The 26,159-nt window shown below is 69.7% G+C and carries 26 protein-coding genes and 1 pseudogene; 13 read left to right on the top strand and 14 right to left on the bottom strand.

Features of this window, described 5'->3' with window-relative positions; genetic code table 11:
- Positions 1-102 precede the first annotated feature (102 nt).
- Positions 103-1,359: an extracellular solute-binding protein gene (locus ACWCP8_RS06055; protein ID WP_451114452.1), complete on the bottom strand. Its 1,257-nt coding sequence runs from the start codon at positions 1,357-1,359 to the stop codon at positions 103-105.
- A 202-nt stretch (positions 1,360-1,561) separates the two neighbouring features.
- Between ACWCP8_RS06055 and ACWCP8_RS06050 the strand changes: the two genes are divergently transcribed.
- Positions 1,562-1,777 carry a dodecin gene (locus tag ACWCP8_RS06050; protein WP_030933957.1) on the top strand — a complete coding sequence of 72 codons (216 nt, stop codon included), beginning with the start codon at positions 1,562-1,564 and terminating at the stop codon, positions 1,775-1,777.
- Between the two features lie 60 nt (positions 1,778-1,837).
- On the opposite strand, the gene ACWCP8_RS06045 is transcribed toward ACWCP8_RS06050, so the two are convergent.
- Positions 1,838-2,326: a phosphatase domain-containing protein gene (locus tag ACWCP8_RS06045; RefSeq protein WP_451114890.1), complete on the bottom strand. Its 489-nt coding sequence runs from the start codon at positions 2,324-2,326 to the stop codon at positions 1,838-1,840.
- A 172-nt stretch (positions 2,327-2,498) separates the two neighbouring features.
- Between ACWCP8_RS06045 and ACWCP8_RS06040 the strand changes: the two genes are divergently transcribed.
- Positions 2,499-4,922, top strand: a complete 2,424-nt coding sequence (locus ACWCP8_RS06040; RefSeq protein ID WP_451114450.1) for an ABC transporter — start codon at positions 2,499-2,501, stop codon at positions 4,920-4,922.
- Between the two features lie 59 nt (positions 4,923-4,981).
- Here ACWCP8_RS06040 and ACWCP8_RS06035 read toward each other — a convergent pair whose 3' ends face one another.
- The 3 genes from ACWCP8_RS06035 to ACWCP8_RS06025 are packed head-to-tail and all read right to left on the bottom strand — an operon-like array spanning position 4,982 to position 8,383.
- Positions 4,982-5,728 carry a succinate dehydrogenase/fumarate reductase iron-sulfur subunit gene (locus ACWCP8_RS06035; RefSeq protein WP_352268303.1) on the bottom strand — a complete coding sequence of 249 codons (747 nt, stop codon included), beginning with the start codon at positions 5,726-5,728 and terminating at the stop codon, positions 4,982-4,984.
- A complete protein-coding gene (locus tag ACWCP8_RS06030) occupies positions 5,725-7,674 on the bottom strand; it encodes a fumarate reductase/succinate dehydrogenase flavoprotein subunit (protein WP_451114447.1) in 1,950 nt (649 codons plus the stop codon). Before ACWCP8_RS06030 ends, ACWCP8_RS06035 begins: the two co-directional genes overlap by 4 nt.
- 1 nt (position 7,675) lies before the next feature.
- Entirely contained in the window at positions 7,676-8,383 is a 708-nt protein-coding gene (locus tag ACWCP8_RS06025; protein ID WP_355996527.1) for a succinate dehydrogenase, read from the bottom strand.
- A 94-nt stretch (positions 8,384-8,477) separates the two neighbouring features.
- Between ACWCP8_RS06025 and ACWCP8_RS06020 the strand changes: the two genes are divergently transcribed.
- Positions 8,478-9,374: a LysR family transcriptional regulator gene (locus ACWCP8_RS06020; RefSeq protein ID WP_451114445.1), complete on the top strand. Its 897-nt coding sequence runs from the start codon at positions 8,478-8,480 to the stop codon at positions 9,372-9,374.
- A gap of 148 nt (positions 9,375-9,522) precedes the next feature.
- On the opposite strand, the gene ACWCP8_RS06015 is transcribed toward ACWCP8_RS06020, so the two are convergent.
- The 3 genes from ACWCP8_RS06015 to ACWCP8_RS06005 form a co-directional block, all read right to left on the bottom strand.
- Positions 9,523-11,697, bottom strand: a complete 2,175-nt coding sequence (locus tag ACWCP8_RS06015) for a putative bifunctional diguanylate cyclase/phosphodiesterase (RefSeq protein ID WP_451114443.1) — start codon at positions 11,695-11,697, stop codon at positions 9,523-9,525.
- Positions 11,694-12,512, bottom strand: a complete 819-nt coding sequence (locus ACWCP8_RS06010) for an SAM-dependent methyltransferase (RefSeq protein WP_352268309.1) — start codon at positions 12,510-12,512, stop codon at positions 11,694-11,696. Before ACWCP8_RS06010 ends, ACWCP8_RS06015 begins: the two co-directional genes overlap by 4 nt.
- Before the next feature lie 202 nt (positions 12,513-12,714).
- On the bottom strand, positions 12,715-13,698 hold the full coding sequence (locus ACWCP8_RS06005) for an SCO0930 family lipoprotein (protein ID WP_451114440.1): 984 nt from the start codon (positions 13,696-13,698) through the stop codon (positions 12,715-12,717).
- A gap of 546 nt (positions 13,699-14,244) precedes the next feature.
- On the opposite strand from ACWCP8_RS06005, the gene ACWCP8_RS06000 reads away from it, so the two are divergent.
- The 8 genes and pseudogenes from ACWCP8_RS06000 to ACWCP8_RS05965 all read left to right on the top strand — a co-directional run bounded on the left by ACWCP8_RS06000 (position 14,245) and on the right by ACWCP8_RS05965 (position 19,695).
- Positions 14,245-14,376, top strand: coding sequence for a hypothetical protein (locus ACWCP8_RS06000; protein ID WP_451114438.1), 132 nt, complete (start codon positions 14,245-14,247; stop codon positions 14,374-14,376).
- A gap of 15 nt (positions 14,377-14,391) precedes the next feature.
- Positions 14,392-15,168, top strand: coding sequence for a bestrophin-like domain (locus ACWCP8_RS05995; protein WP_451114436.1), 777 nt, complete (start codon positions 14,392-14,394; stop codon positions 15,166-15,168).
- A gap of 162 nt (positions 15,169-15,330) precedes the next feature.
- A complete protein-coding gene (locus ACWCP8_RS05990; protein ID WP_451114434.1) occupies positions 15,331-15,861 on the top strand; it encodes a hypothetical protein in 531 nt (176 codons plus the stop codon).
- 444 nt (positions 15,862-16,305) lie between these two features.
- Entirely contained in the window at positions 16,306-16,962 is a 657-nt protein-coding gene (locus tag ACWCP8_RS05985) for a class F sortase (RefSeq protein WP_451114432.1), read from the top strand.
- A 202-nt stretch (positions 16,963-17,164) separates the two neighbouring features.
- Entirely contained in the window at positions 17,165-17,626 is a 462-nt protein-coding gene (locus ACWCP8_RS05980; protein WP_352268314.1) for a universal stress protein, read from the top strand.
- Between the two features lie 608 nt (positions 17,627-18,234).
- Positions 18,235-18,297, top strand: a pseudogene (locus tag ACWCP8_RS05975) (hypothetical protein); the annotation flags it as partial.
- A gap of 82 nt (positions 18,298-18,379) precedes the next feature.
- Positions 18,380-18,895, top strand: a complete 516-nt coding sequence (locus ACWCP8_RS05970; protein WP_451114430.1) for a glycoside hydrolase domain-containing protein — start codon at positions 18,380-18,382, stop codon at positions 18,893-18,895.
- A 227-nt stretch (positions 18,896-19,122) separates the two neighbouring features.
- Positions 19,123-19,695, top strand: a complete 573-nt coding sequence (locus ACWCP8_RS05965; RefSeq protein WP_352268316.1) for a sigma-70 family RNA polymerase sigma factor — start codon at positions 19,123-19,125, stop codon at positions 19,693-19,695.
- On the opposite strand, the gene ACWCP8_RS05960 is transcribed toward ACWCP8_RS05965, so the two are convergent.
- On the bottom strand, positions 19,626-19,826 hold the full coding sequence (locus ACWCP8_RS05960; protein WP_352268318.1) for a zf-HC2 domain-containing protein: 201 nt from the start codon (positions 19,824-19,826) through the stop codon (positions 19,626-19,628). The two genes, ACWCP8_RS05965 and ACWCP8_RS05960, sit on opposite strands and share 70 nt — an antisense overlap.
- A 129-nt stretch (positions 19,827-19,955) precedes the next feature.
- On the opposite strand from ACWCP8_RS05960, the gene ACWCP8_RS05955 reads away from it, so the two are divergent.
- Positions 19,956-20,489, top strand: coding sequence for a hypothetical protein (locus tag ACWCP8_RS05955; RefSeq protein WP_352268319.1), 534 nt, complete (start codon positions 19,956-19,958; stop codon positions 20,487-20,489).
- A 37-nt stretch (positions 20,490-20,526) separates the two neighbouring features.
- Here ACWCP8_RS05955 and ACWCP8_RS05950 read toward each other — a convergent pair whose 3' ends face one another.
- From ACWCP8_RS05950 to ACWCP8_RS05935, 4 genes are all read right to left on the bottom strand, one after another.
- Complete coding sequence (locus ACWCP8_RS05950) at positions 20,527-21,756, bottom strand: sensor histidine kinase (RefSeq protein WP_451114427.1); 1,230 nt, start codon at positions 21,754-21,756, stop codon at positions 20,527-20,529.
- A gap of 61 nt (positions 21,757-21,817) precedes the next feature.
- Positions 21,818-23,299, bottom strand: coding sequence for a sodium/solute symporter (locus ACWCP8_RS05945; protein ID WP_352268321.1), 1,482 nt, complete (start codon positions 23,297-23,299; stop codon positions 21,818-21,820).
- Positions 23,296-23,658, bottom strand: coding sequence for a hypothetical protein (locus ACWCP8_RS05940; RefSeq protein WP_352268322.1), 363 nt, complete (start codon positions 23,656-23,658; stop codon positions 23,296-23,298). The genes ACWCP8_RS05945 and ACWCP8_RS05940 overlap by 4 nt, the downstream gene beginning before the upstream one ends.
- Before the next feature lie 62 nt (positions 23,659-23,720).
- Positions 23,721-24,503 (bottom strand): LytR/AlgR family response regulator transcription factor, encoded by a 783-nt coding sequence (locus ACWCP8_RS05935; RefSeq protein WP_352268324.1) that lies wholly within the window; start codon positions 24,501-24,503, stop codon positions 23,721-23,723.
- 36 nt (positions 24,504-24,539) lie between these two features.
- Between ACWCP8_RS05935 and ACWCP8_RS05930 the strand changes: the two genes are divergently transcribed.
- Entirely contained in the window at positions 24,540-25,244 is a 705-nt protein-coding gene (locus tag ACWCP8_RS05930; RefSeq protein ID WP_352268326.1) for an anti-sigma factor family protein, read from the top strand.
- A gap of 26 nt (positions 25,245-25,270) precedes the next feature.
- Here the strand turns inward: ACWCP8_RS05930 and ACWCP8_RS05925 are convergent, their stop codons facing one another.
- Positions 25,271-26,131 (bottom strand): Fpg/Nei family DNA glycosylase, encoded by an 861-nt coding sequence (locus tag ACWCP8_RS05925; protein WP_451114424.1) that lies wholly within the window; start codon positions 26,129-26,131, stop codon positions 25,271-25,273.
- Between the last annotated feature and the right edge of the window lie 28 nt (positions 26,132-26,159).

Here is a 26,159-nt window from a genome sequence, read left to right as displayed (position 1 = left end):
ATTCGACATGACCGCTGTGGAGAGCCTGGATGTGCGACGGCTGAATCCCGAGGTGTCGGGCGGCGGACCGGGCGCCCTGCCGAACACCGATCAAGCTGTCCCTCAGCTGCCCGCGAGCTGGGCGGTGATCCGTTCCGAAGCGGACTTGGCCTCTTTCAGCGGGTCGCCGCCCTGCAGGACAGCCGTCATGTACGGCTTGATGGGGTTGGCGGCCTCGACCGCCGCCCACTGGGGCGAGCTGGGTGTGGCACGCCCACGCCGGGCGCCCTCGGCCATGGCGACGGTGCCCTCCTGGCCCTCGATGACATGGGCGAGGGTCGCCTTGTTCGGCACGTAACTCATGGTCCTGGCGAGGTCCTCCTGCCACTTCTCGCCTGCGAGCGCCGTGATCACGTCTATACCGGCGCTGCGCTCGGCCGCCTTCTCCGGAACGATCAGATCGGAGCCGCCGGTGAATACGGAGCCGGGGTTCTTCGCGGTCTTGCCGGGGATCGGGAAGTATCCGAGTTTCCCCTTGAGTTCGGGGTTCTTCTGCTCGATGAGCTTTGCGCTGCCCGGCACGGAAATGATCTGCGCGACATCGCCCTCGGCGAACACGTCGGTCTGTGGGGGCTTTTCCTCGTCGGCGTCCTTGGGGCCTTTGCCGTACGACTGGAGTTCCTTGTAGAAGGCCATGCCTTTGAGTGCGGCGGGAGTGTCCAGGGCGCCTTCCCATTCGCCACCGTTGTCGTCGGCCAGCTCGCCGCCCTCGTCCCAGATGAACCCGGCGAGTACGTACCAGTTCTGGCCCGCGAGATACATGCCCTGGTTGCCCTTCCGGTTGAGCACCCGGCTGTCCTCGATCCACTCCTGCCGGGTCTTCGGCGGGTTCTTGATGCCTGCCTGCTCGAAGAGGTCCTTGTTGTAGATCACCACACGGTTGGCCGCGTACCAGGGGATGCCGTACTGAATGCCCTCGATGCTGCCCGGGTCGGCGAGGCCGGGCAGCCAGTCCTCGCTGCCGAGGTCACGCATCGATTCGAGAGTGAGGTCGCGCAGACCGCCGCTCTCCGCGTACTGGGCGATCTGGGTGTTTCCGACTTCGATGACGTCCGGGGTGTCCTCACCCTTGAGGGCCGCGGTGACCTTGGGCCCGATTCCACTCCATCTCTGAATCTTGAACTCCAGCTCGATGGTGGGGTGTTCATCCTCGTACGACTTCGTGAAGCGGTCCAGGAAGTCGGCCGAAACACTGTCCTTCATCAGCCAGATCGTGACCTTCTGGTCGCCGGACCCACCCGAGCCCGGGAGATAGCCGCAGCCACCCAGCACAACGGTGGACACGAGCGCGACGGCGCCGATGAGTACGCGGTTCTTCACAGGGGTCACCTTCTGCGAAACAGCACGACTGGTACAGGACCCGATGTGGGGGGACTGCGGGCGGTGCTCGCACGGGCGTGGCTGGATTTTGGTATGGACCATTCAATTTGGTCAAGACCAGTTCACGACACGTTCCCCACCCCGACCCCTCGCGTACCAGGGCCGGATGGGGCACCGTGGTAAGGACGAAAGGAGACACGCGATGTCAAGCCACACCTATCGGGTCACCGAAATCGTAGGAACCTCCCACGAAGGGGTCGATGACGCCATTCGCAGGGGCGTCGCAAGGGCCTCGGAAACGTTGCACAACCTCGACTGGTTCGAGATCACCCAGGTGCGCGGGCAGATCGTGGACGGTCGAATCGAGCACTACCAGGTAGGCCTGAAGGTGGGCTTCCGGCTCGACGAGACCAGCTGAGCCGACGCAACGTGCACAGCCGAGCCGGTCCGACGTGACGACCGAGCCGGCCCGACGACGTCACGTACGCCCTTTGCGTTCCTGCGCGTCCCGCATCGAAGGCGAGGTCACCGCCCAGCGGGCCCGCACGACGGCGAACCCGGCCTGCTCGACCGCATCACAGACCAGCTCGTCGTCATCGACCAGCATCCGCACGTCACGCTCCCGGCCCAGCCGCTTCAGGATCTCCAGCTTGGTGTGGCGGGCCGGCCGGCGGTCGTCGTTGCGGCGCATGTACACCCGCCCCTCGGGCAGGCCCTGTTCCTCCAGCCAGGCCACGGTGTCGCGGCGGCAGCGCTCGGGCCGTCCGGTGAGATATCTGATCTCGCACTCCTCGGCGCTGCTCAGCACCAGCCGTACGCCCTCGTCGAGCGGCGGATCGTCGACGGCGGCGGCGAAGAAGCCGCCCCAGTCACGCCGGACTCCTTCCAGGAAATGCTGCCGGTGGCCGCTGTCCGCGAGCGTGCCGTCCAGGTCGAATACGGCCAGCGGCCGGGCGTCGTCCATCACGCCCCCAGTGTCCTGGGCGACAAACAACGCGTCCACACCTCCGGACTCCCCAGGTCGCTTCGCACGGCCTGCGGCAGGCCTCTTCCCGGGCCCGGCCACCATCGACGCCTAGGATCGTGCTGTTTGCCCTCAGGTGCCATCCCTGTCCCGATCCGTACGGAGTCCCGCGCGCATGCCCACCCCCCACGATCGGTACGTCCGGGTGCGCGGCGCCCGCGAGAACAATCTTCAGGACGTCCGGGTCGACATCCCGCGCGACACCCTCACCGTCTTCACGGGCGTCTCCGGCTCGGGGAAGTCCTCGCTCGCCTTCGGGACGATCTACGCCGAGGCTCAGCGCCGCTACTTCGAGTCCGTCGCCCCGTACGCCCGCCGGCTGATCCACCAGGTCGGCGCGCCCAAGGTCGGCGAGATCACCGGGCTGCCGCCCGCGGTCTCCCTGGAGCAGCGCCGGTCCGCGCCCGGCGCCCGGTCCTCCGTGGGCACGGTCACCACGCTGTCCAACTCGCTGCGGATGCTGCTCTCGCGCGCCGGGGAGTATCCTGCGGGCGCCCAGCGGCTGGACTCCGACGCGTTCTCGCCGAACACCCCCGCCGGGGCCTGCCCCGAGTGTCACGGCCTGGGCCTGATCCACCGCACCACGGAGGAGCTGCTCGTCCCCGACCCGTCGCTGTCGATCCGCGACGGTGCGATCGCGGCCTGGCCGGGCGCCTGGCAGGGCAAGAACCTGCGCGATGTGCTGGACGCGCTGGGGTACGACATCGGCCGGCCGTGGCGCGATCTGGACACGAAGGACCGGGATTGGATCCTCTTCACCGACGAGCAGCCGGTGGTGACGGTCCATCCGGTGCGTGACGCGGGCCGGATCCAGCGCCCCTACCAGGGCACGTACATGAGCGCGCGGCGCTATGTGATGCACACCTTCGCGGACTCCAGGAGCCGCACCCTGCGGGCCAAGGCCGAGCGCTTCCTGACCGGTGTCGCCTGCCCGGTCTGCGGCGGCAGCCGGCTGCGCCCGGAGGCGATGGCCGTCACCTTTGCGGGCCGTACGATCGCCGAGCTGGCCGCACTTCCCCTCGCGGATCTCGCCGAGGTGCTGTCGACCGCGGGCGGCGACGACACCGCGCGGGTGCTGACGGCGGATCTGCTGGCCCGGATCGAGACGGTGACCGAGCTCGGTCTCGGCTATCTCGGCCTCGACCGTACGGCTCCGACGCTGTCCTCCGGCGAGCTGCAGCGACTGCGGCTCGCCACCCAGCTGCGGGCGGGGCTGTTCGGGGTCGTCTATGTGCTGGACGAGCCGTCGGCCGGTCTGCACCCGGCGGACACCGAGTCGCTGCTCGCGGTCCTCGGGCGACTGAAGGAGGCCGGGAACTCGGTCTTCGTCGTGGAGCACCAGATGGATGTGGTGCGGCAGGCGGACTGGCTGGTCGATGTGGGGCCGCTGGCCGGCGAGCACGGGGGCAGGGTGCTGCACAGCGGGCCCCCGGCCGGGCTCGCGGACGTGCAGGAGTCGGCGACGCGACGGTTCCTCTTCGACGGGGGTCCGGTGCCGGTACGGGAGCCGCGTACGCCCTCCGGGTGGCTGGAGCTGATCGGTGTCGACCGGCACAATGTGCGCGGAGTCGACGCCACGTTCCCGCTCGGGGTGTTCACGGCGGTCACCGGTGTCTCCGGTTCGGGCAAATCGACCCTGGTCGGCCAGGTGCTCGCCGGGGCCCTCGCCGACCGGCAGGCTTCCACCACCGCCGATCTCCGCGCCGAGCGACCCGTGCCGGGGTGCGCATCGGCGCTGGGGCTGGAGGCGGTGGACCGTCTCGTCCAGGTCGACCAGCGGCCGATCGGCCGTACGCCGCGCTCCAACCTGGCCACGTACACCGGGCTTTTCGATGTCGTACGGAAGCTCTTCACCGCGACCGACGTGGCGCGCGAGCGCGGCTACCGGGCGGGGCGGTTCTCGTTCAATGTGGCGGGCGGGCGGTGCGAGACATGCCAGGGCGAGGGGTTCGTCTCTGTCGAGCTGCTCTTCCTGCCGAGTACGTATGCGCCCTGCCCGGACTGTCACGGCGCGCGGTACAACCCGCAGACACTGGAGGTGACTCTGCGCGGGCTGAACATTGCGCAGGTGCTGGACCTGACGGTGGAGTCGGCGGCCGGCTTCTTCGCGGGGACGCCCGCCGCCGAGCGCAGTCTGCGGACACTGCTCGATGTCGGGCTCGGCTATCTGCGGCTGGGGCAGCCGGCGACGGAGCTGTCCGGTGGTGAGGCGCAGCGGATCAAGCTGGCCACCGAGCTGCAGCGCACCCGCCGCGGCCACACCCTGTATCTGCTCGACGAGCCGACCACGGGTCTGCATCCGGCCGATGTCGAGGTGCTGATGCGGCAGTTGCACGGGCTGGTCGACGGGGGCAGCACGGTGGTGGTCGTGGAGCACGACATGGCGGTCGTCGCGGGCGCCGACTGGGTGATCGACCTCGGTCCGGGCGGCGGGGACCGGGGCGGCCGGATCGTCGCCGCGGGACAGCCGGCGGAGGTGGCGCGTGCGACGGACAGCCGGACGGCGCCGTACCTGTCGGCGGCGCTAGGACTGGACTGAGCCTTGGCCCTCCGGTCCCGGGAGCGGGCGGCTCCCGGGAGCGGAACGACGGCGACGCTCTAGCGGTGTACCTTGCGGGTCGCTCGCAGCCACTCCTTGTTCATGGCCGAGATGGACGGCAGCGGGATGCCCTTCGGGCAGGCCGTGGCGCACTCCCCGGTCAGCGTGCAGCCGCCGAACCCCTCGCTGTCCATCTGGTCGACCATGTCGAGCACCCGCGTCTCGCGCTCGGGGGCGCCCTGCGGCAGGACGTTGAGGTGGTTGATCTTCGCCGACGTGAAGAGCATCGCCGAGCCGTTGGGGCAGGCCGCCACGCAGGCGCCGCAGCCGATGCACTCGGCGTGCTCGAACGCGAAGTCGGCATCGAGCTTGGGCACCGGGGTGGCGTGGGCGTCGGGTGCTGTGCCGGTCGGGGCAGAGATGTAGCCGCCCGCCTGGATGATCCGGTCGAAGGCCGAGCGGTCCACGACCAGGTCCTTGACGACCGGGAAGGCCGAGGCGCGCCACGGTTCGATGTCGATCGTGTCGCCGTCCTGGAAGGACCGCATGTGGAGCTGGCAGGTGGTCGTGCGTTCCGGGCCGTGGGCGTCACCGTTGATGACAAGACTGCAGGCGCCGCAGATGCCTTCACGGCAGTCGTGGTCGAAGGCGACGGGATCGTCTCCGGTGAGGATGAGCTCCTCGTTGAGGGTGTCGAGCATTTCCAGGAACGACATGTCCTGCGAGATGCCGTCCACCTGGTAGGTGGACATGGCGCCGGGGGCGTCGGCGTTCTTCTGGCGCCAGACGCGCAGGGTGAGCTTCATGCGTAGCTCCGCTGAGTGGGGTGGACGTACTCGAAGACGAGGTCTTCCTTGTGCAGGACGGGTGCTTCGCCGGTGGCGCTGAACTCCCACGCGGCGGCGTACGAGAACTCCTCGTCCCGGCGGGCGGCTTCGCCGTCCGGGGTCTGCGACTCCTCGCGGAAGTGGCCTCCGCAGGACTCGGCGCGGTGCAGGGCGTCGAGGCACATGAGCTCGGCGAGCTCCAGGTAGTCGACGATGCGGTTGGCCTTCTCCAGGGACTGGTTGAACTCGTCACCGGTGCCGGGGACCTTGATGCGACGCCAGAACTCCTCGCGGATCTCCGGGATCCGGTCGAGTGCCTTGCGCAGCCCCGCCTCGGTGCGGGCCATGCCGCAGTACTCCCACATGAGTTCGCCGATCTCCCGGTGGAAGGAGTCGGGAGTGCGGTCGCCGTCGACGGCGAGCAGCAGGTTCAGCCGGTCCTCGGTCTCCACGAGGGCCTCTTCCACGGCCGGGTGCGAGGCGTCGACCTCGTCGTGGTGCGGGTTGCGGGCCAGGTAGTCGTTGATGGTCGACGGCAGGACGAAGTAGCCGTCGGCGAGCCCCTGCATCAGCGCCGAGGCGCCGAGCCGGTTGGCCCCGTGGTCGGAGAAGTTGGCCTCGCCGATCGCGAACAGGCCGGGGATCGTGGTCTGGAGGTCGTAGTCGACCCAGAGTCCGCCCATCGTGTAGTGCACGGCGGGGTAGATCCGCATCGGGGTCTCGTACGGATTCTCCGCGGTGATCCGCGCGTACATGTCGAAGAGGTTGCCGTACTTCTCCTCCACCCCGGCCTTGCCCATCCGCTCGATGGCCTCCGCGAAGTCGAGGTAGACGCCCTGTCCGCCGGGGCCGACGCCGCGGCCCTCGTCGCAGACGTTCTTCGCGGCGCGCGAGGCGATGTCACGCGGTACCAGGTTGCCGAAGGCCGGGTAGATGCGCTCCAGGTAGTAGTCGCGCTCGTCCTCGGGGATCTCGTTGGCCGGCCGGTTGTCGCCCTTGGCCTTCGGGACCCAGATCCGGCCGTCGTTTCGCAGCGACTCGCTCATCAGCGTCAGCTTGGACTGGTGGTCGCCGGTGCGCGGAATGCAGGTGGGGTGGATCTGGGTGAAGCACGGGTTGGCGAAGTACGCGCCGCGCCGGTGAGCGCGCCAGATGGCGGTGGCGTTGGAGTTCATGGCGTTCGTCGACAGGTAGAAGACGTTGCCGTAACCGCCGCTGGCCAGCACGACCGCGTCGGCGAAGTACGTGTCGATCTTCCCGGTGACCAGGTCGCGGGCGACGATGCCACGGGCCTTGCCGTCGACGATGATCAGGTCGAGCATCTCGGTCCGTGCGTGCAGCTCGACATTGCCCGCGGCGATCTGCCGCGACAGCGCCTGGTAGGCACCGAGGAGGAGCTGCTGCCCGGTCTGGCCGCGGGCGTAGAACGTACGGGAGACCTGGACGCCGCCGAAGGAGCGGTTGTCGAGCAGACCGCCGTACTCGCGGGCGAAGGGAACGCCCTGGGCGACGCACTGGTCGATGATCTCGACGGAGATCTGGGCGAGCCGGTGGACGTTGGACTCGCGGGCGCGGAAGTCGCCGCCCTTGACCGTGTCGTAGAAGAGCCGGTGGATCGAGTCGCCGTCGTTGCGGTAGTTCTTCGCGGCGTTGATACCGCCCTGGGCGGCGACGGAGTGGGCGCGGCGGGGGGAGTCCTGGAAGCAGAACTGGATGACGTGGTAGCCCTGTTCGGCCAGCGTCGCCCCGGCCGAGCCGCCGGCCAGGCCGGTGCCGACGACGATGACGGTGTGCTTGCGCCGGTTGGCCGGGTTGACGAGCTTGGCCTCGAAGCGGCGGGTGTCCCAGCGTTCGGCGACGGGGCCCTTGGGGGCCTTGGTGTCGACGACGGGTGCACCGGTCTCGTAGTGCGAGTAGTCGGTCATGTCAGCTCACGACTCCGGTCATGACGGCGACGGGTACGGAGATGAAGCCCACCGTCAGCACCAGTGCGAGGACGTTGGCGATGGTCTTGAGAACACGGTCGCGGGTCGCTCTGCCTGCGCCGAGGGTCTGTGCGGCGCTCCAGAAGCCGTGCTGGACGTGGAGTCCGAGGGCGAGCATGGCGACGATGTAGATGACGTTGCCGTACCAGGTGGAGAAGGTGTCGATGACGTTCTGGTACGGATGCCCGGACTGGAAGCCGCCGGAGTGCACGGTGCCCGTGGTCAGGTCGAGGATGTGCCAGACGATGAACAGGGCGAGGATGATCCCGCCCCAGCGCATGGTGCGGGTGGCATAGCTCGCGCGGGGCCGCTTGTGGACGTACTTGCTGGGGCGCGCCCTGGTGTCGCGACGGCTCAGCTGGTACGCGGAGGTGGCGTGCAGCACGACAGCCGCGACGAGCACCACCCGGACGATCCACAGGGCCCACTCGTAGTGCAGGAAGGGCTCGCCAATGGTCCGCAGCCAGTGGGCGTAGTGGTTGAACTCGCCGGACCCGAAGAAGATCTTCAGGTTGCCCACCATGTGAACGACCAAGTAGAGGAGCATGATCAGGCCGCTCACGGCCATGATCGCCTTCTTGCCGACGGACGAGTCCCAGAGCGTGCGCGTCATGGACGGCCGTCGGTCCGTCCGTGTTGCCAATGCCATGGACACGACGCTAGGGCGGAAGGGCCTCATCAGTCCAAGACATGGTCTGGCTCATATCCATAGGCTGAGGCTATCGTGGGGTTAAGCTGCGTGTATGCAATTCCAGCAGCTCACGTATTTCGTGGCCGTCGCCGAGGCGCGGCATTTCACCCGCGCCGCGGAAGAGGTGCATGTCTCCCAGCCGTCGCTCTCCCAGCAGATCAGGGCCCTGGAGAACGAGCTGGGGGCGGAACTGTTCAGCCGGGCCCGCGGCAACATCACGCTCACCGACGCGGGCGAGGCGCTGCTGCCGCTCGCCCGCCGGATCCTGGAGGACGCCGACACCGCCCGCCACGAGGTGCAGGAGCTGGCCCAGCTGCGCCGCGGCCGGGTCAGGCTCGGCGCGACTCCGAGCCTGTGCACAGGACTGCTGCCCGACGTGCTGCGCGCCTTCCACGACCGGCATCCGGGGATCCAGCTGCTGCTGGAGGAGGGCGGCTCCCACGACCTCGTACGGGAGCTGGCGCGCGGCGCACTCGATCTCGCACTTGTGGTGCTGCCGCTGCCTGCCCCGTCTCCGGCGCTGACGACGGTGGAGCTGCTCCAGGAGGACCTGGTGGTGGTGTCGGCGGCGGAGGCTCCGCGGCCCGGCAAGGGCGGGAGCGTACGGATCGCGCATCTGGAGGGCGAGCCGCTGGTGATGTTCCGGCACGGCTACGACCTGCGGGAACTGACGGTGGCTGCCTGCCGGGCGGAGGGCTTCGAGCCGTCGTTCACGGTGGAGGGCGGCGAGATGGACGCGGTGCTCGGGTTCGTACGGGCGGGGCTCGGGGTGGCGGTGGTGCCGAGCATGGTGGCGATGCGGGCGGGGCACGATCTGCGGACGACGCCGTTGGCCCCGCCGGGGTTGCGGCGCACCATCGCGCTGGCGCACCGCAGTGACGTGGCGCCGCCACGGGCGGCGCGGGAGCTGCAGAAGGTACTGCTGGCCAGTCGGCCGGAGCAGGATTAGCTCACCGGACGGGCTTGTTTTTCCCCCGGACCACGATTGTCTGCGGGCGCCCCGACGGGCTTGGTTTCGGCCTTCGCCCGCGGGTGCCGGACGGGGTGATCGAGCCCGTCCGGCGAGTGAGGACGGAACCGTTGCCCCGTCTCCCCGTTCAGACCGCGTCGGCCAGTAGCAACGAATGGATCCGGTCCGGCGCACCGGGCCGCGCGTAGTACCACCCCTGCGCCGTGTCGCAGCCCAGCTTCCGCAGCTGCTCCGCCTGGGCGCCCGTCTCCACGCCCTCCACCGTCACTGCCAGGTCCAGGCTGTGCGCCAGCGACACGATCCCCTCGACGATCTTCAGGTCGACCGGGTCCGCCGGATGCTGCTGCATGCCCCGGGTGAAGGAACGATCCAGCTTGAGCACGCTCACCGGCAGCCGGCGCAGATTCGCCAGGTTCGAGTACCCCGTGCCGAAGTCGTCGAGCGCTATGTCGACGCCCATTTCGGCCAGTTGGCGCAGCGGCTTCAACAGATCGTCGTCCGCACCGATGAGCGCGGACTCGGTGACCTCCATGCAGAGCGCCCTCGGCTCCAGCCCCGAACGCTCCAGGACATCGACCGTCTCGGCGACCAGCTGCGGGTGGTGCAGCTGGGTCGGCGACAGGTTGACGTTGATCCGCAGCGGGCCGCCGTCGCTGTGCCGCTCCTGCCAGAGGTTGGCCTGTCGTACGGACTCCTCCAGCACCCAGCGCCCGAGCGGCACGATCAGCCCGGTGCGCTCGGCGAGCGGGATGAACCGGTCCGGGCCGAGCACCCCGTGCTGCGGGTGGCACCAGCGCACCAGGGCCTCCGCACCGTGCACCGTACCGTCGCCGAGATGCACGAGCGGCTGGTACTCGATGAAGAACTCGCCGCGTTCCAGGGCGGCGGGCAGTGCGGTGGTCAGCCCGTGCCGGGTGATGGCGCGGGCGTCCGCCTCGGCGTCGGCGAGTTCGAAACGGTTACCGCCCGCCGACTTGGCCCGGTACATCGTGATGTCGGCGCTGCGCAGCACTTCGGCGGCGGTGCGTTCGCCCGCCGGTCCCTCGACGACGCCGATGGAGCCACGCACCGTCAGTTCGCGGCCGTCGAGCCGGATCGGGGTGGCGATTACGCCGAGGATCCGGCTGGCCAGTTCGTCGACCTCCTCCTCGGTGCTGGGCCCGGTGGTCAGTGCCACGAACTCGTCGCCGCCGAGCCGCGCCACCATTTCGCCGGGCGCGGTCGCACAGCTCTGCAGCCGGTCGGCGACCTCGACGAGCAGCCGGTCCCCCGCCGCGTGGCCCAAGCTGTCGTTGATCGCCTTGAAACCGTCGAGGTCGAGGTAGCAGAGCCCGAAGCGGCTGCCGTCGTCGGCGGACAGCGCCTTCTCCAGCCGCTCGAAGAACAGAGTCCGGTTGGGCAGCCCGGTGAGCGCGTCGTGGGTGGCCTCGTAGCGCAGCCGCAGATTGAGCAGCCGGCGCTCCGTGGTGTCCTCCATCAACGCGAGCTGGTACTCCGGCCGCCCCTCGGAGTCGCGGAGCAGCGACACCGTGAGGTTGGTCCACAGCACGGTGCCGTCGTTGCGGTAGAACGGCTTCTCCACCCGGTAGTGCTCGCGGTCGCCGCGTACCAGCTCGTCGTAGTACTTCCACACGTACGGCGAGTCCTCGGGGTGGACCCACTCGTTGACCTTGTGGCTGCGGACATGGTGGTCGAGCCCGCCGAACATCCGGGTCAGGGTGTCGTTGACCTCCAGCACATTGCCTTCCAGGTCCGCGATCCCGATGCCGATGGCGGCGTCCTTGAAGACGGCACGGAAGCGCGCCTCCGTGGCGTGCAGGGCCTGTTCGGCGTTGGAGCGGGCGGTCAGCGCCGAGCGGGCGATGGCCTCCTGCTCGGCAAGGGTCCGTTCGCGCAGCGCCTGGGTGAAGCCGCCCGCGAGGGCGTGCTGCATCCGGGCGCAGCGGGCCCGGCTGTCCTCGGTCGACAGCGCCACCGGGCCATTGCCGCCGCAGTAGAGCACCAGGTACGAGTCGACGACGCCGAGCGTGGAGCTGAGCGCCTCCGGGTCCGTGCAGTGCGCGTCGACGAGCGCGGCCCCCACCTTGTTCGCGGGCGCCGCGTCGAAGGGCCGGGCGTGCAGGATGTCACTCAGTCTGCGGGCCAGCGGCAGCAGATGCTGCTCGAACTCCGGACGGGTCATGGAGGTGGCCGTCGACGGGAAGGTGGCCCGGCTCCAGATCGTCGCGAATCTTCGGAGCCGGTCCTCGGGACCGTCGGGCTCCGCGTCCGGTGCGTCGGACGCCTGGGCGGGAATGCTCACGCCTTGCGTCCCACTCCGGCGAAGCCCGAGAACGCATACGGGTCTTCCTGTTCCTGCGCCACGGAGGTGTCGGGACGCCACTCCGGCATCGCCACGAGACCGGGCTGGACCATCTCGTACCCGTCGAAGAACCTGGCGACCTCGTCGCGCGACCGCATGATCAGCGGGTTACGGATGTTCCGGTAGACGCCGACCGCACCCCCCGCCTCCTCCTGGGTGAGCGGAATGCCCTCGTACGAGGCGTGGGTGATGATGACGAGGCTGCCGGGTGCGAGCCCCTCGCGCAGTTCTGCGACGGCCGTCTGCGGGTCGTCGGCGTCCTCGATGAAGTGGAGGACGGCTACGAGCAGCAGCGCCACCGGGCGGTCCATATCGAGGAGTTCGGTGATCTCACGGCTCTTCAGGATCTCCTGCGGGCGCCGCAGATCGGCGGTGACGATCACCGCCCGGTCGTTGCCCTCGAGTACGGCCTGGCTGTGCGCGACCGCAACGGGGTCATGGTCGACGTAAGCGACTCGCGCCTCGGGGTCGGCCGCCTGGGCGATTTCGTGGACATTGCCGAAGGTCGGTATGCCGGAGCCTATGTCCAGGAACTGAGTGATGCCCTCACTCACCGCGTGACGCACAGCCCTGCGCATAAAGGCGCGATTGGCTTGCATGATCTTGGGAAGTCCCGGCATGAACTCCATGGCCTTGCGGGCCGCTTCCCGGTCCACCTCGAAATTGTGCGATCCGCCCAGATAGAAGTCATACATGCGTGACACGCTCGGCACCGAAATGTCAATGCCCTGCGGTGCCCAGGCGGGACGCTCCATCGATGTCTCCAACAAGTCGCCACGGCGATCCGGCCATGTTCATGGTCAGTGTGGACCAGAGGCTACTGATCGACCGCCAGGAGAGCGAGCGGAAACGGAAATTAGCGGTCCGTTATTGGTCACACACCAGTGGCATGTGCAACCGGCCCGTCGCTAAGTGTGACATTCAGCGACGGGCCGGTCCGGAGCGGCAGTTGTGGGGTTACTTGGGAGCGCCCACGAGCTTTGCATCGGGCGACACCGCGTACCATGTGCCCCCGACACCTTGGCCGTTGGTGTCACCGGGCTTCGTGTCACCGGAGAACGTATAGATGGGCCAGCAGCCGATGGACTGCTGCTTGAGTCCGTCGGGCCGATTGAAGGTGACAAATCCCTTGGTGGTAACACCCGAAACATCATTCTTGGCCAACGGGGCGACAACCGGCCACTTCGAGAGGCAGGCCCCGGTGCAGGCCGACTTCATCGGCCAGGCGGAGTCCTTTTTGAACCGGTAGACCGTCATGCCCCGCTTGTCGACAACGATGTTTCCGAGTTTCGGGTCCTTGCGCACCGAAAGTCCCGCGAGATCGGCCTGCTCGCCACCGGCCGGCCCGTCGGCGTTCACCGCAGCCTTCTTGCCGTCGGGAGCGGAGGCGAACCAGGTGCCTCCCACACCCTGCCCATTGGCGTCGCCGGGCTTGGCGTCCTTCGCGTACCGGTACATCGGCCACCCCGCAATGGTGAGTTGCTGGGTGCCGTCCGCGCGGGTGACCTTGCCGATCAGTGCCGCATCGGTACCGGCGGCGGCCGTGACATTGCCTGCCGGAACGACCGGCCAGATCTTCGCGCAGTCACCTTCGCAATTCGACTTCGGCGGACTCGCGGTGTCCTTGTCGAAGCGATAGAGCGTGAACCCCTCGCTGTCCGTCAGCACCTTGCCGAGCTTCTTGCTGTCCCACACCGCGAGCTGTCCGGCCTGCTTCGACTTGGCGGACTGCGCCTCGGAACCGGAACCGGAGCCGTAGCCGGTGTCGGAGCCGTACCCGCTGTCCGTGTCGTAGCCGCTGCCCACCTGCCCGGCCGGGCTCGCATTGCCCACGTTCTGCCCGTTGGGGGACTCGGTGCCCTTGTCCTGACCGCACGCCGTCGTCAGCGCCAACAGGGCCGCCGCGGTCACCGCGAGCGAGGCGTTCCGCCAGGTGTTCATGTCAACTCCCGTAATTCTTCCGCCAGTTACGACGCAAGTCCGCGTCGTTCATGGCCCTAGGTACGGGCGGCGGGTGCTTCTTTGTTCAACGCGTCCGCAGAATTTTCCGGAGCCGCAAACGTCCAGCGCCCCAGGTCCCCTCCATCAGGGGAACCTTGGCCGCGGTCCGCGTGTGGTCCGACCAGCCGGAACATGCTCACCGTCGTGTACGGATCACTCGTAGGGCGGCTCACCGCTGCCCTCGCCCTCATCTGGCTCCTGGCCGCCCCGGTACCCGCGACGGCCGACAACTGTTCGTACGCCTCAATCGGGGACGGCGGCGGGAACGCGGCGGTCGCCACGACGGGCGACGGGCACTGCCAGGCGGGCCCAGCGCCCAAGCCGACTCCCCGGCCCGAGCCACCACCCCCACCACCGCCTCCCCCGCCTCCCCCACCACCGCCACCGCCACCGCCACCGCCACCGCCCGCACCGGAACCGGAGCCCGTGCCGCCACCTCCGCCGCCCCCGCCCTCCGCACGCCCCACGCCGCCCCCGCCCAGGCCGGTGGCGCTACCCGCCTACCGCAGGCCGCCGCGCAAGGCCCCGCAGCGCGGCCCCTCCCTGGTCACCCTCACCCTGCTGATCACCGCCCCCGCGGTGTTCGCGGTCGCCGTGCTACGTCCCCGCTCCCGATGACCCACGGAGAAGCCCATGTCGGAATGGCTTGTTCTCACCCTCGCCATGGCCGCGGCCAGCGCCGTCGTGCTGACCATCGCCGTACTCAACAACCGCCGGATCGCGGAGGACGACGACCCGTCAGAGACCCCTGACGTCATCGAGTACATGACGATGATGATCGGCGTGGTGTACGCGATCGTGCTCGGCCTCGCCATCGCGGGCGTCTGGGAGGGCCGCAGCGCCGCCCAGGAGTACGTACGCCAGGAGGCCCAGGCCCTGCACGAGGTGAACGTCCGCTCCTCGGTCTACCCGGCCGAGGTGCGTGCCCGGATCCGCGCCAACGTCGACGCGTACGTCAGCTATGTCGTCCACGACGAGTGGCAGGCGATGAGCGAGCACGGAGACCTCACCGACCGGGGCGCGGAACTCCTCGGCCGGGTGCGTGCCGATGTCACCGAATACCGGCCGAAGACCGACCACGAGGGGCAGGCCTATCAGCCACTGGTCGACCAGGTTGCCGCGGCCGACGACGCACGCAGCGCCCGCGGGCAGAGCGCCGGCGCCACCATGCCGGGCGTCGTCTGGTTCGGTCTGATCACCGGGGCGCTGGTGACCGTCGGACTGATCTTCACCCTGCAGATCCGCAGAACGTTCCGGGAGCTGCTGCTGGCCGGACTGTTCAGCGTGCTCATCGCCTTCCTGCTCTTCCTGATCTGGGACTTCGACTCCCCGTTCGGCCGCGGCATCTCCGCGACCGCGGCACCGTTCCTGGATCTGTTCCCCAACGCGACCGGTGACCCGTTGTCCTGACGGCATGGCGGTGCGCCGCCCGAGGGACACCCGTGCCCCATTCGCCGGACCCCGATCGCGCATGATATGCGGCACTCCTAGCGTTTCTCCCATCGAGGTGCATATCTGACGCTTTGTGGGAAACCGTTCCGCAGCTGCTCCTCGGGACTCGGAGGAATCACCATGCGCCCCATAGGTGTCGCACCCGTCGCCCTGCTGGGCGCCGCCGCTCTCACTCTGACCGCTCCGGCCGCGACCGTGCATGCCGCGATGTCGGGGGAGGCGCCCAGCGCGACCGGACCCATCGTCGCCCCGTCGGTGGTCGCGCCGGGCGGCCAGGTCACCCTGACCGCCCGGGGGTGCTCAAAAGCAGCGACGGCCAGTTCGGGCGTCTTCGACAGCATCACCATTCCCAGCGGGGGCACCGCCGCGGCCACGGTCGACTGGGATGCCAAACCTGGCGCTACCCATGAAGTGACGTTCATCTGCAATACGTCCCCGACCTCCACGACGAAGGTCCGCCTCACGATCTCCGCCGGCACTCCCACACCCACCGGCTCCACGACGATCGCGCCGCACAGCGTGCGGGGTGGCCTCGGCGGCATCGGCCGGATGAGTTCCGCGGAGGCCGTCGGCGCTACCGCACTGGCAGTGGTCGCCACCACCGGCGCCGTCTTCGTGGTGCGCCGGCGGAAGGAGAGTCGTCACCACTGAACGGCGCGAGCCGACGGTGGAACGCCCGTCGCCCCGGGTCCTGATCCAGGACCCGGGGCGACGCGCACATCGGACCGATGATCCGACACATCCCGTCGGGATCCGCTGATCTGACGGGGCCACATGTAATGGACGGACAGAATCGTCATCCGGTCCCGGCTCCCATGAAGAGGAGCTCTCGGCCGGCCACCCATTCGCCCTTCCCTGATCGCCGCTCGGCCGCCGCGCGCCTAGCGTTCCTAGCGTCGCGACGAAGGGAGAACCGTGACTCCTCCTCCTCGTAAACGAGGCGGCTTCTCACCTGACCCCACGGGGTCACATGACGGCCAAGCCCTGACCGCTGCCGAAGCAGGATCGCAGCGTACTGTGCCGCTTCGCGGCTCCGAATCTCAGGATGTGTTTCCCGCCAGGCCTGAAGGCCGGGATTCCCACCCAAGATCAGGGATGGGCCGGGACCACTGGCGCGTCGAGCGGACCGGATACTCGCCCTGGGGCGCGCTCGCCCTGGTACTGCTCACCGGCCTTGCCCTGGTGCGGAACGGTCCGGACCACTCGCCGGGCCCGCCCCAGCCGGTCGCCGCCGCCTCGGCCGAACACCATCAGGACGCCCCCGGTGCGCCTCGGGCGGACGTCACGGTGCAGCCACTGGCGTACGCCCCCGCCTCGCGTGTGGTCATCCCTGCGATCCGGGTCGATGCGCGGCTCACCGATGTGTACCTGGAGCCGGACGGCTCGATCGGGACGCCCCCTCCGGAGGATCCCCAGCTTGCCGGGTGGTACCGCAACGGTGTCGCCCCGGGCCAGCTGGGCACTTCGGTCCTCGTCGGCCATGTCGACACCATGGCGGGACCCGCCGTCTTCCACGGTCTCGGTTCGCTGAAGAAGGGCAACCGGATCGAGGTGCCACGCCACGACGACCGGGTCGCGGTGTTCGAGGTCTACGGGCTCGAGGTGCTCTCCACGACCGACTTCCCCGGCGACCGGGTGTACCGCGACACCGGCAGGGCGGAGCTGCGGCTCATCACCCACGGCGGCTGCACGACAGCCGATGGCCACGACGGCAGTGTCGTCGTCTTCGCCCGCCTGGTCGCGACCCTCTGATCCAGGGCCGAGCAGCCGCCGCCGCGCGCTCAGCCGCGGTGCGACACCGTGATCCGGTGGCCGTCGTCGGGGGCGGCGTCCTGCGCTCCGGAGCGCTTTGCACCCAATGGAGGGAGCGCATCTGTGGTAATCGGCGGCTCCGGACCCAGCAGCGGGGCAGCCCGGGTCGGGGGTGGCGGCGGGAGCGGCTAACCTCACTGCCGTGACAGACCAGCAGCCCCACCAGTTCGAACGTGGCACAGACGGTCCGAGGGTGATCGTCGCGGGCCTCGACGGGTCCGATTCCTCGATGCGCGCCGCCGCGTACGCCGCCGGGCTGGCCCGTCGGCAACACGCCTTGCTCGCCCTCGTCTATGTGCAGCCCGTGATGCCTGCGGGTGCCGCGCTCGGCGCGCCGGTCGCCGACACGACCGGCGAGGTCGCGGAGGGTCTGGTGAGCGAGATCCGTGCGGCGACCGAGCGGCTGAAGGACATATGGGATGTGCGCTGGGAGTTCCACACCTTCCGCGGTGATCCGTACAACGGGCTGGTCACCGCGGCCAACGAACTGAAGGCGGACGCCGTCGTGGTGGGCGCGTCGGAGTCGGCGGGGCACCGGTTCATCGGTTCGGTGGCGATCCGGCTGGTGAAGGCGGGGCGCTGGCCCGTCACCGTCGTTCCGTAACCGGCCGACGGTGTCGGGGCGGCCGCCGCCTTCCGCGCCGTCAGGCGTTCCTCTCGATGGACTTCTGGAACTCCCGGGCCATCCGGTCCAGCCCTCGGAGCGCCACTCGGTCCAGAACGGCTTCCACTCGCCGATCTTCTTGCGGTCGCTGAGATGTCGTTGACCAGGTCCGTGGCCTCGGTCGACATGCGCCCGTAGTGCTCGGTGTACGCGTCGGAGTAGTGGCCCACCGTCGGGTTGGCGATGGCGGTCTCGATGAGCTTCTGCTCGACGGCGTACATCGCCTTCACGTCCTCGGGGCCGTGGGTGCCGGGGAAGGCCGACGGCAGCAGCGCGAACGGTGCGGTCGTCGCGGTCGCCAGTCCGCTGTAGAACCCCTCGACCTGCTGCTTCCCCTTCTTGGTGCGCTGCGGGAAGCCCTGCTCGTCGTACGTGAAGTCGGCTCCCTCGGTGCCGAACTCCAGGAGCTCGCGCTCCTTGCTGCCGAACGGCGCAGCGAAGTGGTCCAGCAGGCCGAGCAGCATCCGTACCCGCTCCTCGCTGCCCTTCTTGATGGCGGTGCAGCCGATCGTGCCCAGGTGGTAGTGGTGGCGTACGACCGGACCACCATGAAGCGCGTACGCAGGATCCTGGCCCGCTCCGGCGACACGGCACCCCTGATCGATCTGCACTCCTGCACCCAGTGCCGGGAGCCGGACGGCTTCGCGTCCAGCGCCAATCTGTACGTCCAGCGCCAATCTGTACGCGGAATTGATGCCGTACACCGACCGGCTATGGCTGGGCGAGCTGTTCGACTACGAGGGGAGCGATCCCACGTACTGGCTGGTGGAGTTGTCAGGCATCCCGTTCGGGCTGATGGGCGAGATGCTGGAGGGCGGCGGCAACCCGTGGCGGGGACTGGTCTTCGGGATGACGGCGCGTGCCCCGATGACCGATGTGCGGCCGATGTGGCGGGTCTTCGACGAACTTCGCCTCATTGAATTCGAGTTCACCGGCTGGTGGGCGGACGAACCTCCCATGGCCACGGGCCGGGACGATGTCCTCGCCTCCAGCTGGGAGGGACCCGGTGGGACGGTGACCGCGGTCGCGTCATGGGCGGCGGAACCGGTGGGGTGTGTCCTGACGGATGCCGATGGCCCGGTGGCGGCGTATGCGCCCGCGATCGAGGGCTTCCAGCCGGAACGCTCCTTCGTGGCGGGTGAGCGGGTGCCGGTGGCGCCGGGACGCGGCTGGCTGCTGTCCGTACGGCCGGCTCCGGTGCCCTGCTGACCGGCCCGTCCTCGGCCGCGGCGGCCGAGGACGAGCCCGGGGTCTGCCGAAGAGCGCCCTGAGCCCGCTCGGCGTCCCTCCGACCGTTCACCGCACCATTCGCCGCTCTGTGCGACCGCTCGTCGCACGCCTCGGTGCATCTGCTGTTCGTCTCGGCGCGAATGCGTTCGTATACGGCGCAGGCAGCGGCGCGGCGGCAGGGGCCTCCGCGGGAAAGGGCGTGCACGATGACCACGACGACGACCGACGAGCAGGCCCTCGCGAAGGTGCAGCGCGAACACGGTCCCGCGCTTCTGCACTTCCTGCTCGGTCTGACCTTCGGCGACCGGCAGCGGGCCGAGGACCTCCTCCAGGAGACGCTGGTACGGGCCTGGCAGCACCCGGAGGCGTTCGACGGTCCGTACGACTCGATGCGGCCCTGGCTCTTCACCGTCGCGCGGCGCCTCGCGATCGACGCGCGCAGGTCCCGGCAGGCCCGGCCGACCGAGGTCGGTGACATCGCGCTGGAGAGCGCCCCGGACCGGGAGGACTCCACGGAGTCCACCGTCGCCGCGCTCGATGTACGCGAGGCGGTGCGCACGCTCAGTCCCGAGCACCGTGCGGTGCTGGTGCAGATATATTTCCGCGGGCTGAGCGTGGGCGAGACGGCGCAGGTGCTCGGCATTCCGGCGGGCACGGTCAAGTCCCGCTCGTACTACGCGCTGCGCCTGCTCTCCCGTAATCTGCCCGGCTACTCCCCGAGCAGGTCCTCCTCGCTGACCAGGCCGAGCAGGGCCGCGGCCTCCGCGACCTCCACATAGTCGGCGGCGCAGCGGTCGCACTCCCGCAGATGGTGGCAGACGCGGCGGGTCTCCCCGGGCGTGAGCGCGTCGAGAACATAGGCGCCGAGCAGCTGCCGCACATGCGGGCCCTCCCCGGGATCGGCGGTCATCGCAACCTCATGTCTGTTCTGTGACGGATCCGGTCCGACGGATCCTGTCCTTCTGGCCACGCGGGGCGCGCTCCCCCGGTTCAATGCTGCGTGTAGCCCGGTGCCGAGAAGAGAAAGAGGCGAGACGGGATGCGTCCGGAACGTACGGATGGAACCAGTGGGGGCGGGCTGCTGGTCCCGATGGCCTGGATGTACGCCGAGTACATCGCCGATGAACTGCTGCGGACCGGCGATCTGATGGAGCCGTCGACGCTTGAGTACCGCGCGGGGCGCGATGCGCTCGCCCTGACCATCTTTCTCTCCGACGGAGGCGTGGCCGACGTCCTGCCCGCGACCCGGATGGACGAGCTGCGGCTGCTGACCGCGTACGGGACGGCCTGGCGCATGTGGGTCTGCGAGCGGCTCGACGCACTGGCGGCGGCTCCGGCGCCGGACGGTGAGCGGGACGGACCGGACCCCGATCTGGCGCTGGCCCGCGTCGCGTGGCGGTGGCTGGAGGAGACCGAGCTGCTCGCGGCCGACCTCGATGCGATCGGTCCGGTGCCGTGGGAGCCGGTCGACGTCGAGGAAGATCTGGAGTGGCCGCAGGACACGGCCCAGGTGTGGACGCCGGCCTGGCAGCTGGGACTGCCGCTGGGGCATCTGGCGATCCACCTGTACTGACCGCTGTCCGCCCGGCGGGTGTCGCTCGTGGCGGCGGTCACGAACCGTGCACCCCGGCGCGGTACTTCGGCAGCCGCACCGTGATCTTCATCCCTGCGCCGGTCCCCGTCTCGATGACGAGCCCGTAGTCGTCGCCGTACACCTGACGCAGCCGCTCGTCGACGTTGAGCAGCCCGATGCCGGTGGAGGTGCCGCCCTCGCCGCGCAGGATCTGCCGGAGCCGTTCGGGGTCCATGCCGGTGCCGTCGTCCTCGATGACGACCACCGCCTCGGATCCCGCGTCCAGGGCGCTGATGGTGATGCGGATCGGGGTCTCCCCTGCTCGAACAGGGTTGAGAGGTCGGGGAAGGGTGACGGCGCCTTCGAGGCCGTGCTTGACCGCGTTCTCGACGAGCGGCTGGAGACAGAGGAACGGCAGGGCGACGGGCAGCACTTCGGGGGCGACCTGGAGCCTGACCGAGAGCCGCTTGCCGAAGCGGGCCCGTACGAGCGCCAGATACTGATCGATGGAGTGCAACTCGTCGGCGAGGGTTGTGAAGTCGCCGTGGCTGCGGAACGAGTAGCGGGTGAAGTCGGCGAACTCCAGCAGCAGCTCGCGGGCCTGCTCGGGGTCGGTGCGGACGAACGACGCGATGGCAGCGAGGGAGTTGAAGATGAAGTGCGGGGATATCTGGGCGCGCAGGGCCCTGATCTCGGCCTCGATGAGCTGGGTCCGGGACCGGTCGAGTTCGGCGAGTTCCAGCTGTACGCAGACCCAGCGGGCGACCTCTCCGGCCGCCCTGGCCAGCACTGCGGACTCGCGTGGGGCGTAGGCGATCAGGGTGCCGAGGACCCGGTGGTCGACGGTCAGGGGCACGGCGACGGCCCAGCGCAGCGGGCAGTCGAGGTCGTCGCAGTCGCTGTGGAAGGCGGTGTCGCGGCCGCTGACGAGGAGGCCTCGCACCTGGTCCATGACGTGCTTGCCGTGGTGGTCGCCCTCGCCGTCCCAGACGAGCACCCGGTCCCGGTCGGTGAGGCAGAGTGCGTCGGTGCCGAGCAGGGAGCGCAGCCTGCGGGCGGACTTGCGGGCGCTCTCCTCGGTGAGTCCGGCGCGCAGCGGGGGCGCGGCGAGCGAGGCGGTGTGCAGGGTCTCGAAGGTGGCGTGCTCGACGGGGGTGCCGACGTCGCTGGTGCGCACGGGGCGGGCGGTACGGCGGCCGAGCAGAAAGCCGCCGCCGAACAGCAGGAGTACGAGCAGGACGAGTACGGCGTATCCGGCCCCGGTCATGGCTGTCCCCCATGCGTCGCGGCCCCCGGCGCATCGCGTTCCTCAGTCATCGCGGCCCCGGTCATCGGTGTCTGCCGGGCATCAGCGCTTCCGGCAGGTGGAAGCGTGTCATCGCGGCGTTCGTCCCGGGCGGGATACGGCCGGGCGTGGCCAGCGACACCAGAACCATCGCGAGGAAGCCGACCGGCACCGACCAGACGGCGGGCCAGGCGAGCAGCGTGTGCGGCCATCCCGGCGGACGTACCGCACCGCTGACGGTGACGGCGACGGACAGGAACGCCGAGCCGCCACCGAGCAGCAGTCCGGCGATCGCGCCGGGCGGGGTGAGCCGCCGCCACCAGATGCCGAGGACCAGCAGTGGGCAGAACGACGACGCCGATACGGCGAACGCCATCCCCACCGAGTCGGCCACCGGCACCCGGCTGACCATCAGCGAACCGGCCAGCGGGACACACATGGCGAGCACGGTGGCCAGCCGGAAGTGCCGCACCCCGCGCGACGGCAGGACGTCCTGGGTGATGACTCCGGCGACGGCCATGGTCAGTCCGGAGGCGGTCGACAGGAACGCGGCGAACGCGCCGCCCGCGATGAGCGCGCCGAGCAGATCCCCGCCGAGCCCGCCGATGACCCGCTCGGGCAGCAGCAGCACAGCCGCGTCCGCGTCCCCGCCGTGGATCAGCTCGGGGGCGTACACCCTGCCGAGCGCTCCGTAGACGGGCGGCAGCAGATAGAACACGCCGATGAGGGCGAGCACGACGACGGTGGTGCGGCGGGCGTCACGGCCGTTGGGGCTGGTGTAGAAGCGGACGACGACGTGCGGCAGCCCCATGGTGCCGAGGAACGTCGCGATGATCAGCCCGTACGTGGCGTACAGCGGATGGTCGGCGCGGAAGACGGACAGCGGCTCGTCGAAGGTGCCCCGGGGATGCCCGCTGCCGTGCCAGGCCAGCACCAGGAAGATCGCGGGGACCAGGAGCGCGGTCAGCTTCAGCCAGTACTGGAAGACCTGCACGAAGGTGATGGACCGCATGCCGCCCGCGGCGACGGCCGTCACGACAACCGACGCGACGAGCACATCGCCGAGCCAGCCGGGCGCCCCGGTCAGGATTTTCAGGGTGAGCCCGGCGCCCTGGAGCTGCGGTACGAGATAGAGCCAGCCCGCTCCGACGACGAGGACGCTCACCAGCCTGCGGACCTGCCGCGACTCGAGCCTTCCCTCGGCGAAGTCGGGCAGGGTGTACGCCCCGGAGCGGCGCAGCGGCGCGGCGACGAACACCAGCAGCAGCAGATAGCCGGCGGTGTAGCCGACCGGGTACCAGAGCATGTCGGGGCCGTGCACGAGTACCAGGCCCGCGATGCCGAGGAAGGAGGCGGCGGAGAGGTATTCGCCGCTGATCGCGGCGGCGTTGAGCCGGGGTCGGACGGTGCGGGAGGCGACGTAGAAGTCCGAGGTGGTGCGGGAGATGCGCAGCCCGAAACCGCCGACGAGGAGGGTGGTGAGGACGACGGCGGCCACGGCCGCCACCGCGTAGCTCCGGCTCACTGTGCGGGGCGGCCTTCCACGAGCCGCGCGAAGTCGCGCTCGTTGCGCTCGGCCCGCCGCACGTACCACCAGGCGATCAGGGTCAGCGGCGGATAGGCGGCGAAGCCGAGGACCGCCCATACGACGGCGACGCTGTGCAGGGCCTCGAAGACCAGCGGGAGCGTACCGACGACCACGGCGAGGACGCCGAAGGCGGTGAGTCCGGCGCGCAGCTGACTGCGCATCAGCGAACGGACATAGGCGCCACCGAGGGCGGTCTGCTCGTCGATCTCCGACTGGGTGCGGTAGCGCGGCAGCGGGCGCACCCGCCGGGGCTCCCCCGTCACCACTTCACGCCGGGGCGTCGACTCTGCGGACATGGGCCCGGAGTGTACGCAGCCGGGGACGCTCTGGGAAGGGTTCGAACCCGGGTAGGCCCTGGTCAGCGGCCGGTCCGCCGCATCAGCAGATCGCGCAGCGCGCGGGTGTGGCGTCGGCTCACGGCGAGCTCCGCGGTGCCGATGCGGACGCTCATGGTGCCCGCATCGAGCCGCAGTTCGTCGATGCGGGCGAGGGAGACGAGATGGCGGCGGTGGATGCGTACGAAGCCGCGCGAGCGCCAGCGCTCCTCAAGGGTGGTGAGGGGAATACGGAGGAGGTGGCTGCCGGTGGCGGTGTACAGCCGCGCGTAGTCGCCCTGCGCTTCGGCGTACGCGATGTCGTCGACCGGGATGAACCGGATGACTCCGCCGAGTTCGACGGGTATCTGGTCGGCTGCGGTGTCGTGGACGGACGCGGAATGGACAGGCGTGGAGTACACGGGTGCGGAGCGGTCGCCGAGCTGTTCCGCGACGCGGCGGACGGCTTCGGAGAGCCGTTCGCGGCGCACGGGCTTGAGGACGTAGTCGACGGCTTTGAGGTCGAAGGCGTGGACGGCAAAGCCTTCGTGGGCGGTGACGAAGACAATGAGCGGGGGCGCGGCGAACCCGGCCAGCAATTGGGCGACATCGAGTCCGGTGAGCCCCGCCATGTGGATGTCGAGGAAGACGACATCGATGGCGGACGGGTCGTCAGGTCCCGCGTCGACGGCGCTGCCGATCCGGCGCAGCGCCTCGGTGGCCCCGGTGGCGCCCTCGGCGCTGCGGATGCGCGGATCGGCGCGAAGGAGGTAGAGCAGCTCCTCCAGGGCGGGTGCTTCGTCGTCGACGGCCAGTACGCGCAGCATGAGGCCGGAGTGTAGAGCGTGTCCGGTGGAGTTGGCTTGAGTGATTCGCGGGCCGGTTCCGTACCAGACGGCATGCGCACCCCGGAACCTCATCGCAATGTCGGCGCCTATGCATTGGGCGTGCTCGGCGCTGCCGATGCCTTCCGCTTCGAGGAGCATCTGACCCAGTGTCCGCTGTGCGAGATCCGGGCGGCGGAGTTCGGCGCGGTGACCGCGGTGCTCGCGGAGCATGCCCGGCGGACGCCGCCGGGTGTGGATCCGGTGGTGCGGGCGGGCCCGGAGCTGATGCGGCGTGCGGTGGGTGCGGTGGTGGCCGCGCGGCACAGGAGCCGCAGGCGACGGCTGGCGCTGGTGGCGGCGGCGGTGGTCCTCGCGGTGGGCGGGCCGCTCGTGGTGGTCGGTGAATCGGCCGGATCGGCCGGGCCGCCGGGGCAGACGCAGCTGCAGCGGTGGGCGGCGGCCGACCGGTCCACGGGGGTGGCTGCCGTGGTGACGACCGGGGCGAAGGAGTGGGGCACGGATGTCGGCCTGGAGGTGTCGCGCGTGCCGTTGGCGGGGGTGTGCGCTCTGGTCGCGGTGGGGCGGGACGGCAGCGAGGAGACCGTCACCACCTGGTCGGTGGCCGGTCCGGACGAGAAGCCGCTGTCGATGCAGGGCGGGGCTGCGTTGCACCCGGCCGCCATCGACCGTTTCGAGATCCGCGCGGCGGACGGACGACGGCTGCTGCAACTCACCCGCTGAGAGCCGGCAGTGAGCGCGGCGGCACGCTATTTGAGCAGCTTCGAGAGCCGGCGGTCGGCCAGTGGTTTGCCGCCCGTCTGGCAGGTCGGGCAGTACTGCAGCGACGAGTCGCTGAACGAGACCTCCCGGATGGTGTCCCCGCAGACCGAGCAGGGCTCGCCGGCGCGGCCATGGACGCGGAGCCCGCTCTTCTTCTCCGCCTTCAGCCTTCCGGCCGCCACGCCGCTGGAGCGTGCCACTGCGTCCTGGAGGGTGGTGCGCAGCGCGGCGTGCAGCCGGGTGGTCTCGTCGTCGGTGAGGCTCGCGGTCAGTTTGAACGGTGACATCTTCGCGGCGTGCAGGATCTCGTCGCTGTAGGCGTTGCCGATGCCCGCGATCAGCGATTGGTCGCGCAGAGCGCCCTTGATCCGACGGCGTTCCCCGGCAAGCAGCGCGGCGAACGCGTCACGGTCGAAGGCGTCGTCGAGCGGATCGGGCCCCAGGCGGACGATGCCGGGCACCTCGGCCGGGTCGCGCACCAGATACACGGCGAGGCGTTTGGTGGTGCCCGCCTCGGTGAGGTCGAAGCCGTCGCCACCGGTGAGTACGGTGCGCAGCGCCAGGGGGCCCTTGCCGGGGCGCGGCAGGGTGGCGGGGAAGCTGTCCTTCCAGTGCAGCCAGCCGGCCCGGGCGAGATGGGTGACCAGATGCAGCGAGCCGGCGCCGATGTCCAGGAACTTGCCGTGCCGAGCGACGCCGGTGACGGTGAGGCCTTCCAGGGCGGTGAGCGGTGGGTCGTAGGTCTTGAGCACGCTGACAGCGAGCGGCAGGACGCGGGCGATCTCCCTGCCGACCAGGTTTTCGTCGAGAAAGACCCGCAGGGCCTCGACCTCCGGTAGTTCGGGCATGGTTCCCAGGGTGCCGCACCTGACGGGC

The organism is Streptomyces sp. NPDC002206 (genome assembly GCF_053593595.1).
This window is presented reverse-complemented; position numbering and strand designations above follow the sequence as displayed.

Coding starts and splice junctions, on each gene's coding strand:
- ACWCP8_RS06050 (WP_030933957.1), top strand. CDS start 1,562: ATGTCAAGCCACACCTATCGGGTCACCGAAATCGTAGGAACCTCCCAC.
- ACWCP8_RS06040 (WP_451114450.1), top strand. CDS start 2,499: ATGCCCACCCCCCACGATCGGTACGTCCGGGTGCGCGGCGCCCGCGAG.
- ACWCP8_RS06035 (WP_352268303.1), bottom strand. CDS start 5,728: ATGAAGCTCACCCTGCGCGTCTGGCGCCAGAAGAACGCCGACGCCCCC.
- ACWCP8_RS06030 (WP_451114447.1), bottom strand. CDS start 7,674: ATGACCGACTACTCGCACTACGAGACCGGTGCACCCGTCGTCGACACC.
- ACWCP8_RS06025 (WP_355996527.1), bottom strand. CDS start 8,383: ATGGCATTGGCAACACGGACGGACCGACGGCCGTCCATGACGCGCACG.
- ACWCP8_RS06020 (WP_451114445.1), top strand. CDS start 8,478: ATGCAATTCCAGCAGCTCACGTATTTCGTGGCCGTCGCCGAGGCGCGG.
- ACWCP8_RS06010 (WP_352268309.1), bottom strand. CDS start 12,512: ATGGAGCGTCCCGCCTGGGCACCGCAGGGCATTGACATTTCGGTGCCG.
- ACWCP8_RS06005 (WP_451114440.1), bottom strand. CDS start 13,698: ATGAACACCTGGCGGAACGCCTCGCTCGCGGTGACCGCGGCGGCCCTG.
- ACWCP8_RS05995 (WP_451114436.1), top strand. CDS start 14,392: ATGTCGGAATGGCTTGTTCTCACCCTCGCCATGGCCGCGGCCAGCGCC.
- ACWCP8_RS05990 (WP_451114434.1), top strand. CDS start 15,331: ATGCGCCCCATAGGTGTCGCACCCGTCGCCCTGCTGGGCGCCGCCGCT.
- ACWCP8_RS05985 (WP_451114432.1), top strand. CDS start 16,306: ATGGGCCGGGACCACTGGCGCGTCGAGCGGACCGGATACTCGCCCTGG.
- ACWCP8_RS05970 (WP_451114430.1), top strand. CDS start 18,380: ATGCCGTACACCGACCGGCTATGGCTGGGCGAGCTGTTCGACTACGAG.
- ACWCP8_RS05965 (WP_352268316.1), top strand. CDS start 19,123: ATGACCACGACGACGACCGACGAGCAGGCCCTCGCGAAGGTGCAGCGC.
- ACWCP8_RS05960 (WP_352268318.1), bottom strand. CDS start 19,826: ATGACCGCCGATCCCGGGGAGGGCCCGCATGTGCGGCAGCTGCTCGGC.
- ACWCP8_RS05955 (WP_352268319.1), top strand. CDS start 19,956: ATGCGTCCGGAACGTACGGATGGAACCAGTGGGGGCGGGCTGCTGGTC.
- ACWCP8_RS05950 (WP_451114427.1), bottom strand. CDS start 21,756: ATGACCGGGGCCGGATACGCCGTACTCGTCCTGCTCGTACTCCTGCTG.
- ACWCP8_RS05940 (WP_352268322.1), bottom strand. CDS start 23,658: ATGTCCGCAGAGTCGACGCCCCGGCGTGAAGTGGTGACGGGGGAGCCC.
- ACWCP8_RS05935 (WP_352268324.1), bottom strand. CDS start 24,503: ATGCTGCGCGTACTGGCCGTCGACGACGAAGCACCCGCCCTGGAGGAG.
- ACWCP8_RS05925 (WP_451114424.1), bottom strand. CDS start 26,131: ATGCCCGAACTACCGGAGGTCGAGGCCCTGCGGGTCTTTCTCGACGAA.